The organism is Haemophilus sp. SZY H53 (assembly GCF_054332375.1).
In genome coordinates this window covers 149,517-163,322 of record NZ_JBTGNV010000003.1, presented here as the reverse complement: position 1 = coordinate 163,322, position 13,806 = coordinate 149,517, and the positions used below count along the sequence as shown (strand labels likewise).

The 13,806-nt window shown below is 39.9% G+C and carries 15 protein-coding genes; 4 read left to right on the top strand and 11 right to left on the bottom strand.

All coding sequences use genetic code 11. The features are described 5' to 3' along the window. Positions 1–6: 6 nt before the first annotated feature. Positions 7–141, bottom strand: coding sequence for a 50S ribosomal protein L34 (gene rpmH / locus ACXVWB_RS04340; protein ID WP_005539760.1), 135 nt, complete (start codon positions 139–141; stop codon positions 7–9). A 318-nt stretch (positions 142–459) separates the two neighbouring features. Here rpmH and dnaA point away from each other — a divergent pair, with 318 nt between their 5' ends. Genes dnaA through recF form a run of 3 tightly spaced genes read left to right on the top strand, consistent with a single transcriptional unit; the run spans position 460 to position 4,026 of the window. Continuing rightward, positions 460–1,827 carry a chromosomal replication initiator protein DnaA gene (gene dnaA / locus ACXVWB_RS04335; RefSeq protein ID WP_128787010.1) on the top strand — a complete coding sequence of 456 codons (1,368 nt, stop codon included), beginning with the start codon at positions 460–462 and terminating at the stop codon, positions 1,825–1,827. 10 nt (positions 1,828–1,837) lie between these two features. Beyond that, positions 1,838–2,938, top strand: a complete 1,101-nt coding sequence (dnaN, locus tag ACXVWB_RS04330; protein WP_014064018.1) for a DNA polymerase III subunit beta — start codon at positions 1,838–1,840, stop codon at positions 2,936–2,938. A gap of 5 nt (positions 2,939–2,943) precedes the next feature. After that, on the top strand, positions 2,944–4,026 hold the full coding sequence (recF, locus tag ACXVWB_RS04325) for a DNA replication/repair protein RecF (protein ID WP_070590556.1): 1,083 nt from the start codon (positions 2,944–2,946) through the stop codon (positions 4,024–4,026). Between the two features lie 63 nt (positions 4,027–4,089). Here the strand turns inward: recF and nagA are convergent, their stop codons facing one another. The 6 genes from nagA to ACXVWB_RS04295 form a co-directional block, all read right to left on the bottom strand. Further along, on the bottom strand, positions 4,090–5,235 hold the full coding sequence (nagA, locus tag ACXVWB_RS04320) for an N-acetylglucosamine-6-phosphate deacetylase (protein WP_289901509.1): 1,146 nt from the start codon (positions 5,233–5,235) through the stop codon (positions 4,090–4,092). A gap of 36 nt (positions 5,236–5,271) precedes the next feature. After that, on the bottom strand, positions 5,272–6,075 hold the full coding sequence (gene nagB, locus ACXVWB_RS04315; RefSeq protein WP_197546925.1) for a glucosamine-6-phosphate deaminase: 804 nt from the start codon (positions 6,073–6,075) through the stop codon (positions 5,272–5,274). A 90-nt stretch (positions 6,076–6,165) separates the two neighbouring features. Continuing rightward, complete coding sequence (gene nanA / locus ACXVWB_RS04310; protein WP_049367080.1) at positions 6,166–7,044, bottom strand: N-acetylneuraminate lyase; 879 nt, start codon at positions 7,042–7,044, stop codon at positions 6,166–6,168. Between the two features lie 9 nt (positions 7,045–7,053). Further along, positions 7,054–7,920, bottom strand: a complete 867-nt coding sequence (locus tag ACXVWB_RS04305; protein ID WP_289901416.1) for a MurR/RpiR family transcriptional regulator — start codon at positions 7,918–7,920, stop codon at positions 7,054–7,056. Continuing rightward, the gene (locus ACXVWB_RS04300) at positions 7,913–8,851 is read right to left on the bottom strand and encodes an N-acetylmannosamine kinase (RefSeq protein ID WP_289901417.1); all 939 of its coding nucleotides are present in this window, start codon (positions 8,849–8,851) and stop codon (positions 7,913–7,915) included. The genes ACXVWB_RS04305 and ACXVWB_RS04300 overlap by 8 nt, the downstream gene beginning before the upstream one ends. Positions 8,852–8,862: 11 nt before the next feature. Next, complete coding sequence (locus ACXVWB_RS04295) at positions 8,863–9,552, bottom strand: N-acetylmannosamine-6-phosphate 2-epimerase (RefSeq protein ID WP_070590546.1); 690 nt, start codon at positions 9,550–9,552, stop codon at positions 8,863–8,865. A 215-nt stretch (positions 9,553–9,767) separates the two neighbouring features. Between ACXVWB_RS04295 and nagE the strand changes: the two genes are divergently transcribed. Further along, complete coding sequence (nagE, locus tag ACXVWB_RS04290) at positions 9,768–11,234, top strand: N-acetylglucosamine-specific PTS transporter subunit IIBC (RefSeq protein WP_128787006.1); 1,467 nt, start codon at positions 9,768–9,770, stop codon at positions 11,232–11,234. A gap of 509 nt (positions 11,235–11,743) precedes the next feature. On the opposite strand, the gene crp is transcribed toward nagE, so the two are convergent. From crp to dut, 4 genes are read right to left on the bottom strand one after another with little or no spacing between them, the layout of a single operon-like run. After that, positions 11,744–12,412 carry a cAMP-activated global transcriptional regulator CRP gene (gene crp, locus ACXVWB_RS04285; RefSeq protein ID WP_049357048.1) on the bottom strand — a complete coding sequence of 223 codons (669 nt, stop codon included), beginning with the start codon at positions 12,410–12,412 and terminating at the stop codon, positions 11,744–11,746. A gap of 16 nt (positions 12,413–12,428) precedes the next feature. Then, a complete protein-coding gene (locus ACXVWB_RS04280) occupies positions 12,429–12,647 on the bottom strand; it encodes a YheU family protein (protein WP_005695554.1) in 219 nt (72 codons plus the stop codon). A 21-nt stretch (positions 12,648–12,668) separates the two neighbouring features. After that, positions 12,669–13,322, bottom strand: coding sequence for a nucleoid occlusion factor SlmA (gene slmA / locus ACXVWB_RS04275; RefSeq protein WP_049357050.1), 654 nt, complete (start codon positions 13,320–13,322; stop codon positions 12,669–12,671). Positions 13,323–13,325: 3 nt separating this feature from the next. Beyond that, on the bottom strand, positions 13,326–13,781 hold the full coding sequence (gene dut / locus ACXVWB_RS04270) for a dUTP diphosphatase (RefSeq protein ID WP_049357052.1): 456 nt from the start codon (positions 13,779–13,781) through the stop codon (positions 13,326–13,328). Positions 13,782–13,806: the final 25 nt, after the last annotated feature.

Sequence of the window (13,806 nt, the reverse complement as noted above, 5' to 3'; positions counted from 1 at the left end):
AGGTGATTATGCAGATAAACTTTTACGACCTTTAGCACGACGACGAGCTAAAACTTGACGGCCGTTTTTAGTTGCCATACGAGCACGGAAACCGTGAGTACGACTACGTTTTAATACAGAAGGTTGAAATGTACGTTTCATTATAATCTACCTAAATCAAAATGGTTTACTGTTTTGATAGCCAAAACACAACAAGGGTTATAAAAAATAGACCGCAATTTTAATCATAAATTGGGCTTTCGTCAAATAAGAAAAGAGAAAATTCCGAAATAATCTTCCGTTTCTTCTAAAATCGTGGGGATTATACGGATTTTGGGCAAAATCTCAAGCAACCTTTTTGTCTTTTTTTGATGAGCAACAGAAGATCTTTCGCCTAAATTATTGTAAAATCCTCTTCGATTTTTAACCGCACTTTTGCGGCTTTTATTTTATACGCATATAACATAAGGATAATTTATCGTGAGCCTTTCCACCCTATGGCAAGATTGCTTATCACAGCTACAAGATCAAGTTTCTCCGATGGATCTCAGCACTTGGTTACGCCCATTACAAGCGGATGTCATCTCACAAGATCAAGTGGTGTTATATGCGTCCAATATGTTTGTAAAAAGCTGGGTGGAAAATCATTACTTGGCTCAAATTCATCAAATTTGCCAAGCCCTTGCTAAAAATCCAAACCTACAAATTATCGTAAAAGAAGGGGTAAAACCAGCGCCAAAAGCAGTTGAATCAGCCCCGAGTCAAACAGCTAATCATCAAGAAAGTGCGGTGAGTTCTCAGCAAGAATCTGATTCACTAACTAAATTTGAATCACATCTAAATCGTAAACATGTATTTGATAACTTTGTTGAAGGTAAATCAAACCAACTCGCCCGTGCAGTAGGTCAAAAACTTGCCCTTGCACCTGGTGAACCAACAGCAAATCCATTCTTTTTATATGGGGGGACAGGTTTAGGTAAAACTCACTTATTACACGCCATCGGTAATGGTATTTTAGCGAATAAACCGAATGCCCGCGTGCTTTATATCCATGCGAATAATTTTATGCAGCACATGGTAAAAGCAATGCGTGATAATAAAATGGATCAATTCAAAAAATTCTATCGTTCTCTTGATGCCTTATTAGTGGATGATATTCAATTCTTTGCAGAGAAAGAAAAAACACAAGAAGAATTTTTCCATATTTTCAATAGCTTATTTGAAACCAGCCGTCAAATTATTTTGACCTCTGACCGCTATCCAAAAGAAATTGAGAAAATTGAAGAACGCCTAAAATCTCGTTTCGGCTGGGGTTTAACCACTGCGATTGAACCACCTGATTTAGAAACCCGTGTTGCGATTTTGCTGAAAAAAGCAGAAGAACATAATATGGCGCTGCCAGAAGAAGTGGCATTCTTTATTGCTCAACGTTTACGCACTAACGTTCGTGAATTAGAAGGTGCGTTAAACCGTGTGAAAGCGATGCAAGACTTCAAAGGTGGTCACATTGATATTGATTTTGTCCGTGACACATTAAAAGATATTCTCGCCTTACAAGAACGTTTAGTAACCATTGAAAACATTCAAAAAATCGTGGCAGAATACTATCGAATTAAAGTGGCGGATTTAAAATCAAAAAGCAGAGCGAGATCAGTCACTCGTCCACGCCAAGTTGCGATGGCATTAGCCAAAGAATTAACCAATAAAAGTTTACCCGAAATTGGACGAGCTTTTGAACGCGACCATACGACCGTCTTAAATGCCTGCCGTGAAGTGCCAAAATTCCGTGAAAAAGACAGCAGTATTCAAGAAGATTGGGCGAATTTAATTCGCACATTATCGGCATAAGGAGCCAATGATGCAATTTAGCATTTCAAGAGAAAACCTATTAAAACCCTTACAGCAAGTTTGTGGCGTATTGAGCAATCGTCCGAATATTCCTGTATTAAATAACGTGTTATTACAAATTGAAGATAACCGTTTAACGATTACAGGGACAGACCTTGAAGTTGAGCTTTCTAGCTATACTCAACTTTCGTCTTCAACCGCTGATGGCGCGTTCACTATTCCGGCTAAAAAATTCTTAGATATTTGCCGTACATTATCAGATGAATTTGAAATTACAGTTACCTTTGAAGAAGATCGCGCCATTGTAGAATCGGGTCGCAGTAAATTTAATCTCACTACGCTGCCCGCTGAAGAATATCCAAATCTAACGGATTGGCAATCTGAAGTGGATTTTGCCTTACCGCAAAGCACCTTACGTCGCTTAATTGAAGCCACCCAATTTTCAATGGCAAACCAGGATGCTCGCTATTTCTTAAACGGCATGAAATTTGAAACGGAAGGTAATTTATTACGTACTGTTGCAACTGACGGTCACCGTCTTGCCGTTTGTACGATCGAATTAGATCAAGATCTGCAAACTCATTCCGTTATTCTCCCTCGTAAAGGTGTATTAGAACTGAATCGCCTATTAGAAAGCAGTGATGAACTTGCTCGTTTGCAAATCGGCACGAATAATCTTCGTATTCACTTAAACCACATTGTGTTTACCTCAAAACTTATTGATGGCCGCTTCCCGGATTACCGTCGAGTATTACCACGTAATGCAACGCGTATCGTAGAAGGTAACTGGGAAACCTTAAAACAAGCCTTTGTACGGGCTTCTATCCTTTCAAATGAACGTGTACGTAGCGTGCGTTTAAACTTAAGTGAAAACCAACTTAAAATTACCGCATCTAACCCAGAACACGAAGTGGCAGAAGAAATCGTGGATGTGAATTATCAAGGTGAAGAAATGGAAGTGGGCTTTAATGTGACTTACATTTTGGATGTATTGAACGCCTTAAAATGCCAACAAGTACGTATTCGCCTCACGGATGCGTCATCAAGCTGCTTAATTGAAAACAGCGAAGATGCAAGCGCTGAATACGTCATTATGCCAATGCGCCTCTAAGAATAATGGCCATTTCTCGCTTAATTGTTGAAAAATTTAGAAATTTAAATGCCGTGGATCTTGAATTTGATCACGGCTTTAACTTTTTAGTCGGCAACAACGGCAGCGGAAAAACGAGCTTATTAGAAGCCATTTTTTATCTCGGGCATGGACGCTCTTTCAAAAGTGCGGTCGCAAATCGCATCATTTCTTACGACGAACCTCATTTCACGCTTTTTGGCCAAATTCAAGAAAGCCAACATCAATGGTCTGTTGGCTTACAAAAACTTCGTCAAGGTAATACCATCGCAAAAATAAACGGTGAAGACGGCAATAAAATTGCCGATCTCGCTCACCTTTTACCCATGCAATTAATTACGCCTGAAGGACTTACCTTATTAAATGGCGGCCCTAGTTTTCGACGTGCATTTTTAGATTGGGGCTTATTCCACCACCATAACAGTTTTCATTCCTCTTGGGTTGCATTAAACCGCTTATTAAAACAGCGAAATGCCGCATTAAGTCAAAATCAGCCTTATTCTGCGATTAAAATTTGGGATATTGAATTAGCCAAATTAGCCCACCAAGTGAGTGATTGGCGTGCTGAATATGCAGAAGCCTTACGTCCAGAAATTGAAAAAACCTGCCAGTTATTTTTACCTGAATTAGAAATTACTGTTAGCTTTCATCAAGGCTGGGAGAAAGCGACAGAATATGGTGAATTATTGGCGCAAAACTTTGAGCGAGACAAAGCCATTGGTTATACAGTTTCAGGCCCACAAAAAGCGGATTTCCGCTTTAAAGCCAATGGACTACCTGTAGAAGATGTGCTCTCTCGTGGTCAATTAAAATTATTGATGTGTGCGCTACGTTTAGCGCAAGGTGAACATTTAATGATTCAAAAACAGCGTCATTGCATCTTTTTAATTGATGACTTTGCCTCTGAGTTGGATCAACATAAACGCGCCCTGCTTGCGGAACGCTTGCAACAAAGTGGTTCTCAAGTTTTCGTAACCGCTATTACTCAAGGGCAACTCAAAGAGATGCAAGTGGGAAAAGGAAAATTGTTCCAAGTAGATACTGGTAAGATCGCCGAACTACAGTCATAAAAAATAATCCGATCTGTTTGAAGATCGGATTACGTTTAAAACAATACTATTTTTGACCGCACTTTAGTTTGGTTTCCACTCACCATTCAATACGGTACCAATCACGTCATAATCTTTTGTGAATACCGCCAAGTTTGCGACTTTTCCTGCTTCAACAGAGCCTAAACGATCATCTACGCCGATTGCTCTTGCTGGGTAAAGGTTACTCATGCGAATCGCTTCTGCTAATGGCATTTCTACATACTCTACAGCATTCTTAATAGATTCCATCATGGTAATTGATGCACCTGCAATCGTACCATTTGCATCATAGCAACGACCGTCTTTCACATAAATCGGTTTTCCTACAAAGGTGAAGGTTTCCAATTCAGGTGGTGCACCTGCAGCAGCAAGAGAATCAGTCACAATACAAAGCTTGTCACCTTTCGCTTTTTTATCTAAGCGAACGTTACCAAAATTCACATGCACACCATCTACAATAATGCCTGTGTAAACATCGGAATCTAGCACTGCACCAACTACGCCCATTGCACGTCCTGAACTGATCGGCGACATGGCATTGTGTAAGTGAGTCGCAAAAGTTGCCCCTTTATGAAAAGCGTCTTTCGCCACTTCATAAGTCGCATTAGAATGCCCAATAGACACAATAATGCCTGCTTTTACAAAATCCGGAATATATTGCACCGTTGGGTTTTCAGCGGCAATGGTAAGCTTGGTAATAACATCAGCATTATCACATAAGAAATCCTTCATCTCTGGCGTCGCTTCACGGATATATTCCGGGCGATGCACGCCTTTTTTCTCAAGACTTAAATAAGGGCCTTCGATGTGTAAACCAAGCGCTTGATTTTTATGCTTATTCAAATACTCACGCATAATGTTTACTGCCAGTTTGATATCTTCATCTGGTGCAGTAATAAACGTTGGTAAGAAACTGGTGCAGCCTGATTTCAAGTTAGTGGCTTGCATGATTTCTAATGTTTCCACGCTTGTTTGATCGTTAAACATCACGCCGCCACAGCCATTTAATTGCAAATCAATAAAGCCTGCTGTGAGATTATGCCCTTTTAAATCAATGGTTTTAATCCCACTTTCTAATTCGCTTTGTGGAATAACGGATTGAATATATTCCCCTTCAATAACCACCGCATAATCTCTTAACACCTCATTTTTGGTGTAGATTACGCTGTTAATTAACGCATACTTCATCATACCTTCCTAAAATCAAATTAAAATTAACCGCACTTATAATACACTATGAATCGCGCGACCTTCCAATTCGGTAAAATATTTCACTGTTTTCACTTTTAATTCTTGCAGAGCAGGCTCATCACATACCAAAACGAAATGACGATGAAGCTGTAAAGCACTCACTGTCCAAAGGTGATTAATACTACCCTCAACTGCAGCTTGTACAGCTAAGGCTTTATTATGACCCGTTGCTAAAATCATCACTTCTTCTGCATCAAGTAATGTACCCACGCCGATTGTTAAAGCATATTTGGGCACTTGATTTACATCGTTATTAAAGAAACGAGAATTAGCAATAATGGTATCAGGTGTTAAAGTTTTAATACGGGTACGCGAACTTAAAGAAGACGCAGGTTCGTTAAAGGCAATATGTCCATCAACACCTACGCCGCCCATAAATAAATGAATCTTGCCGTAAGATTTAATTTTTTCTTCATAACGACGACATTCTTCATCATGGTCATCGGTGTTACCATTCAAAATATTGATATTTTGCGGTTGAATATCAATATGGTTGAAGAAATTATTATGCATAAAACTGTGATAGCTTTCGGGATGTTCTTTTGGTAAACCCACATATTCATCCATATTAAAGGTCACCACATGTTTAAAACTCACTTCTCCTGCTTGATTTAATTTAATCAATTCTTGATAGGTCTTAAGTGGTGTACTGCCTGTTGGTAAACCTAATACAAAAGGACGTTCTGCGGTAGGTTTAAAATGATTAATTCGATCAGCAATATGACGCGCCGCCCAACGGCTGACTTGTTGTTCATTGTTCAGAGGAATGAGACGCATAATAACCTTCCTTATCAGTACCACACTGACATTCTTTCCGCCCCGCTATAGAAGGAAGAAAGAAGTAAGTGCGGTCACTTTTCCATTAATTTATAAATATTTTGCTTTTAACTCTTTCGCTTTCGCTAATTGCTCTGGTGTTGCTTTCGCTGTCATTGGCTCACGGCAATAACCTGCATCCACACCCTCTAGTTTCAATAACTCTTTGATAGTGAGATATAAGCCATTCGCTAAAATGCCCTCAATAAGATCATTGGTCACGTGTTGAACTTGAAGCGCATCAGCCAATTTACCTTGTTTGGTTAATTCAAAGATTTGTCTTGCACGGACACCGTTTACGTTGAATGTACTACCGATCGCACCATCTACACCTAGAGAGACTGCAGGTACCATCATTTCATCAAAACCAGCCCAAATTAAGTGATTTGGATAAGCTTTTTTCAAGCGTTCTAATAGATAGAAATCCCCAGCGGTAAATTTCACACCTAGCACTTTCGGGTTTTTATAAAGTTCGCCGAATTGCTCAATCCCCATATTCACGCCAGTTAAGAACGGAATTGAGTACACGATCATGTTATTGCCTGTTTCAGCAATGATCGTGTCATAGTAATGTTTGATTTCAGGGAAGCTAAATTTATAGTAGAACGGGGTTACTGCAGAAAGACTGTCATAGCCTAATTCCGTTGCATATTTACCTAATTCCACTGCTTCATGTAAGTTCACACTACCCACTTGTGCGATTAGCGCGACTTGGTCTTTTGCTTCATCTTTCGCGATACGGAAAATTTGTTTTTTCTCTTCCGTAGAAAGCATGAAGTTTTCACCTGTTGAACCGCCTACATATAAACCATCAATTTTCATCTTATCAATGTTATAGCGAATGATTTCACGCAAACCTTTTTCATTGATAGAGCCATCTTCATTGAATGATACTAATAACGCACTAAAAATACCTTTTAAGTTACGCATTTTTCTCTCCTATTTGATACGTTGTTCTAAAATGACATTTAATGTTTTTTGCTTTATTTTGACCGCACTTTCCTGCGATGCCTGTACTAATAAAGCGTAAATCAAATCTAATACGAATAATTGGGCAATCTTCGTGCCGATAGAATCGCCTTGCAACTTACCTTGCTTATTCCCATTCACTAAAACAAGATCAGCATATTCAGTGATGGGGGAACGCAAACTGTGCGTAATCGCAATGGTTTTGGCGCCATTTTCTTTCGCAATTTTCATGGTATGAGTGGTTTCTTGCGAATAACCGGAATGGCTCAAACCAATTGCGACATCCTTTTTCGTCAATAACGATGCCTGCATATACATAAAATGATTATTACCCGTCGCATCCACTTGCACACCGATACGCATCAGTTTATTTTTGGCATCTTCCGCAGTAATACCGGATGTACCCACACCAAATAAGAAAACACGATTCGCTTGTTGAATGGATTTTACTGCCTCTTCCAACTGCTCAAAATCCAACAAATTAATGGTTTCATCCATCACGTTATTGATGGCAGATTTCAGCTTATGCGCAATATTCAATGAGTTGTCAGAATCGGTAATATCGGAATCTAATACGGTGTTATCTTTGCCATCTTTTGTGGCTAGCTCGATGGATAATTCCAATTTAAAATCACTGAAACCTTTAAAGCCGAGAGTACGGCAAAAACGTACAAAGGTCGCCTCCCCCACTTCTAAATGGGCGGCAATTTCAGCTAAAGGCGCTTGCACCGCAAGATCGGGATTCAATAAAATCGCATCCGCAATTTTCTTTTCTGTTTTCGTTAAACTACGATATAACGAGCTGATGATATTTAAAATATTGCCGTTTTTAGCCATAAACCACTCCCGTATTTTTGGCTTGTAATAAGCAATCTTTTACCCAGTAAGCCGCGCCAATCAAGCCCGCATCTTGTCCAAATTGAGCACGTTCTAATTCACAATGATAAACAGCAGGAAGTTCACTTAATAAAGCTTGAACTAACGGTAAATAACCTTCTGCCAACCCTACGCTACCGCCAACCACGACTTTTTGCATGTCTAATCCAATCTTCAAATCCGCAATTAAATTCGCAATAGCTTGAGCTGAACGAGTCACAAGTGCGGTTGCTTTTTCATCATTTTGACGGAAACGCGCAAAAACTTCTTTAGGATCGCAAGGCTCATCCCATTGAGAAGAAACTGCTTCAATCGCGCGACCGGATGCAATAGCTTCAACACAACCGCGGCGGCCACAACCACAAACAGGGCCATTAGGATCGGCCAAAGTATGCCCTATATGCCCCGCAATGCCGTTTGGCTCAGTAAGTAAACGATGATTTAAAATTAAACCGCCCCCTACGCCTGTTGAAACCGTAATAAAGGCAAAGTTTTGAACATCATTAGGGTTTTGTAATTGATATTCTGCATAGGCTGCAGCTTGCACATCATTAAGCAAACCAATCGGTTTATCGGTATGTTGTGCAATACTGTCTTTTAATGGGAATTGAGCCAATCCACCCAAATTTTTAGGGTTAAGTGCGGTCAGAACGCCTTGATTAATAATGCCCGTTGAAGCAACGGCGACATAATCAAACTGCCCTTCATATTCTTTTAGTAACTGAGCAAGGATTTGATGCATGGCTTGAGCGGCATCATCCTGTGGCGTAGAAATCTGTTTTCGCTGCTGAATTTCACCATTTTTCACTATAGCAGAAGCGATTTTCGTGCCACCAATATCTAATGCCAAACAACGCTGTAATGTCTGACCACTATCCACTGTTAATGACATATCTTCTTCCTTTATTTTTTGGCTGAATGAATGGCTTCGGTGAACCAACTTACGATATGCTCTAAGCGAGTTAATGCAGAACCAACTGTCACACAATAAGCACCAATTTCAATGGCCGTTTTCGCCAACTCAGGGGTGTTATAACGTCCTTCCGCCATGACTCGACAGCCTGCCGCTTTCAAATCTTTAACTAATTGATAATCAGGCTCCTCTGGCACTGTACCACCTGTGTAGCCAGACATCGTACTGCCCACAATATCAAAACCCAGTTTTTGACAGTACAAGCCTTCTTCTAAATTCGAACAATCTGCCATGGCTAAACAGCCTAATTCGTGGATTTTTTTGACCGCACTTTCAATATCTACTGGTCTAGGACGATTTGTCCCATCCACGGCGATAATGTCTGCACCGGCTTTCGCTAAATCTTCAATATCATGCAAAAATGGGGTAATTCGCACTGGACTGTCAGGTAAATCTCGTTTCACAATACCAATAATCGGCACATTCACAGTAGGGCGTGTTGCTTTAAGATTTTCTATACCCTCTATACGTAATCCGGCAGCGCCACCAGCAACAGAAGCCTGTGCCATGGCCGCCACGATTTCTGGTTTATCCATCGGGCCATCATCAACTGGTTGACAAGACGCAATAAGACCAAATTTAATTTTATCTAAGACTTCATTATGTGATAATTTCGACATATAAACTCCTATTCTAAGCACGGATACCTGGTTTCCTTTTAGTTGAGTCTCATTATAGTAGATGTTACACCATAAAAAAATATTTTTTGAAGTATAATTTCAAAATTTGTGATCGGCTTCTCAAATTTGAGATAAAGTAACAACATCTATACAAAATATTTTTTTTTACTTTAGAATATGAAGTAATACTTCATTACTATAAATAGGAGAAAAAAATGAATGTGTTAGGTTATGCGCAAAAAATTGGGCAGGCCTTAATGGTACCTGTTGCGGTCTTACCAGCAGCGGCTGTACTGATGGGTATTGGTTATTGGCTTGACCCTGATGGCTGGGGCGCTAACAGTCAACTTGCTGCATTTTTAATTAAATCAGGTGGTGCTATCATCGATAACATGGGTCTGCTTTTTGCCGTTGGCGTTGCTTTCGGTTTATCTAAGGACAAACATGGTTCTGCTGCACTTTCAGGTTTAGTGGGTTACTATGTGGTAACCACTCTACTTTCACCTGGTAGTGTTGCTCAGCTACAACATATCGATGTAAGTGAAGTGCCCGCCGCTTTCGGGAAAATCAATAACCAATTTATTGGGATTTTGATCGGGGTGATTTCAGCTGAACTTTATAACCGCTTCTATCAAGTAGAATTGCCAAAAGCGCTTTCCTTCTTCAGCGGAAAACGCCTTGTGCCAATCGTCGTTTCTTTTGTCATGATGTTAATTAGCTTCGTACTGCTTTACATCTGGCCATATATTTTCGGCGGTTTAGTATCATTCGGTGAAAATATTAAAGATTTAGGCGCTGTTGGTGCAGGTCTTTACGGTTTCTTCAACCGTTTACTCATTCCTGTTGGCTTACACCATGCATTAAACTCGGTATTCTGGTTTGACGTGGCTGGCATCAATGACATTCCAAACTTCTTAGGTGGTGCGAAATCACTTGCTGAAGGCACTGCAACAGTTGGTGTAACCGGTATGTATCAAGCCGGTTTCTTCCCTGTTATGATGTTCGGTTTACCGGGTGCCGCATTAGCGATTTATCTCAGCGCTAAACCAAGCCAAAGAACAAAAGTGGCATCAATCATGCTTGCAGGGGCATTTGCCTCATTCTTTACTGGTATCACCGAGCCATTAGAATTCTCTTTCATGTTTGTTGCGCCAGTGCTTTACTTCATCCATGCAGTATTAACCGGTATTTCTGTCTTTATCGCCGCAACAATGCATTGGATCGCAGGCTTCGGTTTCAGTGCAGGTCTCGTGGATATGGTGCTTTCATCACGCAACCCGTTAGCCGTTGAATGGTATATGCTAATCGTACAAGGCTTAGTATTCTTCGTGATTTACTATGCAGTATTCCGTTTTGCAATTAAAGCGTTCAACTTAAAAACATTAGGTCGTGCAGAAGAAGCAGAAGAAACCCCTGCAGCACAACCAGCAGCAAGCCAATCTCGTGAAGAAAGAGCGGTCAAATTTATTGATGCTTTAGGTGGAGCTGATAACTTCAAAAATATTGATGCTTGTATCACTCGCTTACGTTTAAGCTTAGTGGACCAACACAAAATTAATGAAGAACAGCTTAAGTCTCTTGGTGCAAAAGGTATCGTGAAAATCGGTAACGATGGCTTACAAGTGGTTCTCGGCCCTGAAGCTGAACTTGTGGCAGAAGCCATGAAACAAAAAGTGAAATAACACACCAAATAAAATACCGTCTCAGAAATGGGTCGGTATTTTTTTGCGAAAAATAAAGTAAAAAATGACCGCACTTTAGCTGAGAATTTCTCGTTTAAAGTAAGTTAATGAATGTTTGAAAATTGAAGATTGTTTTGAAGGGTGGTGGAACTAAGCAGAATTGGTCTTAACAGCAAGTGGCTTACTGTATCGCATCCCTGCGGGATTTCTACCTAGCCCACCATAGATTTAAAGCATCTCTGGGGTTCCAGTCTGCGATATAAAATTAAAAGATTAAGAATCTTTTAAAAGAAGCCACTTATATATTCAGGAGACCAATCCTGACTTCCAAACAAACCACGTTGGAAGGTAGTATTATAATAGAAGTCTTCCGCTATTTTGTCAATTAAGATATTGCACTAAAAGAAGTATTTTTTCGCTTTTCGTATAAAAATTAACAAAGGCATTTCAACTATCACATCAATGTAACAAAAACAAAATAACCGTCTTATTAAAGACGGTTATTTTTTCTATCGAGTGCCATAAACCACAATGGTTTTGCCGTGCGCATGAATTAGATTTTGATCTTCCAGCATCTTAATTATTCGCCCTACGGTTTCACGAGAACAACCCACCATTTGACCGATTTCCTGGCGCGTGATTTTAATCTGCATACCATCCGGATGAGTCATGGCTTCAGGCTGTTTTGCTAGATGCATAAGCGCCTGAGCAATACGCCCTGCCACATCCAAAAAGGCCAAGTTAGTCACTTGTCGAGAGGTATTTTGCAAGCGTTTTGATAACTGAGAAGTAAGAAACATTAAAATCTCAGGATTAATTTGAATAAGCTGACGATATTTTTTATAGGAAATTTCCGCAATTTCACAAGGCGTTTTGGTTTTCACCCAAGCAGAACGTTTCGATCCCTCATCAAATAAACCTGCTTCACCAAAAAATTGCCCAGCCCCCAAATAAGATAAAATCATTTCTTTGCCTTCGTCATCTTTTGATGACACCATTACTGTTCCTTTAATTAAGAAATACAGAATATTGGCATCCTCCCCAGCATGAATTAAAGTCGACTTTGCTGGATATTTATGTAAATGGCAATGTGTTAGGAACCAATCAAGCGCAGGATCGCGTTGCTGCTCATCATCCTGAGGCTTTTGTTCTTCAAGTAATTCTACATCTTCTGACATATAAGCTCCTATTGATTCATTTTAGAAATTCCATTTTATCTTTGATATCAATGGATTCATGTAATTCTGACCAAACAATCACTGCACTTCCATTGTGAATTTTGTTTAGTAGGTGTTGTTTTTTTTGTTCTAAAGAAAATTCGTGTGAACCATAATCAGTCCCTTCTCTAAGCACCACACTTTCCACAATATTTTCTAAGGTTTCTGTTGGCAATTCTTGCCACGGAATAATCATATATTTATCAACTAAAGTCAATTAAGCAAAAAGCGGTTCAAGAAAACGCCATTGCTGTTCAAAACTTTGATTGGCGCCTAAACGGAAGTTTGTGCGGACATAACGCATAAACTGCCCTTCACAAAGCGTGACTAAATGCGCAGCAATGACTCGTTCATCAACATTAAAGCTACGACCTTCACGTAATTTTCGCATTTGTAGAATATTCACCAATTGCATTTCAAGACGATCGAAAAATTGCGCAACACGAGCCTGCAAAAGAGGCGCTTCAAACATCAAGGCATGCCCTGTCAAAATACGGGTTAAACCAGGATTTTTACGCGCAAAGTCGAGGATCATCTGCATAATATCACGCACTCGATTCATCGTATTGGTTTCATGACGAATTGATGTGGTGATACGGCTAAATAAATTCGCTTCAATATTATCGATCAACGCTTCAAACATTTTGGTTTTGCTTGGGAAATACCGGTAAAGTGCCGCTTCTGACACCCCTACTTCTTTCGCTAAACGTGCTGTTGTCATACGTTCCATTCCCCGTTCAGAATGCAGCATATGCGTCAGCACCGTCAACACTTGTTGCCGACGTTCTTTTACCGTGCGTTTTTCGATTTTTGGCGGTTTGATTTCCGCTGCTACCTCATCTACTTCTACGAGAGATAATTGTTCTACCATAGTTTATTTTTTACCTGAATGACCAAAACCGCCTTCACCACGCTCAGTTTCGGCAAATTCGCTGACAATATTGAATTCAGCTTGTACGACTGGCACAAAAACTAACTGTGCAATGCGGTCACCAACTTCAATTTTGAACGGTTCATGACCACGATTCCATACAGACACCATTAATGGGCCTTGATAATCTGAATCAATTAAGCCCACTAAGTTACCTAATACGATACCGTGTTTATGACCTAAACCTGAACGAGGCAGAATCACGGCTGCAAGGTTCGGATCGGCAATATAAATTGAAAGGCCTGTTGGAATAAGTTTGGTTTCGCCTGGTTGAATTTCAATGCCCTCTTCAAGCAATGCTCGCAAATCCAAACCAGCTGAACCTTCGGTTGCATAGGTTGGTAAAGGAAATTCGTTGCCAATACGACTATCTAAAATTTTTACATCAATTTTTTTCATGCCTATTTATCCTTTAAAAGAAATC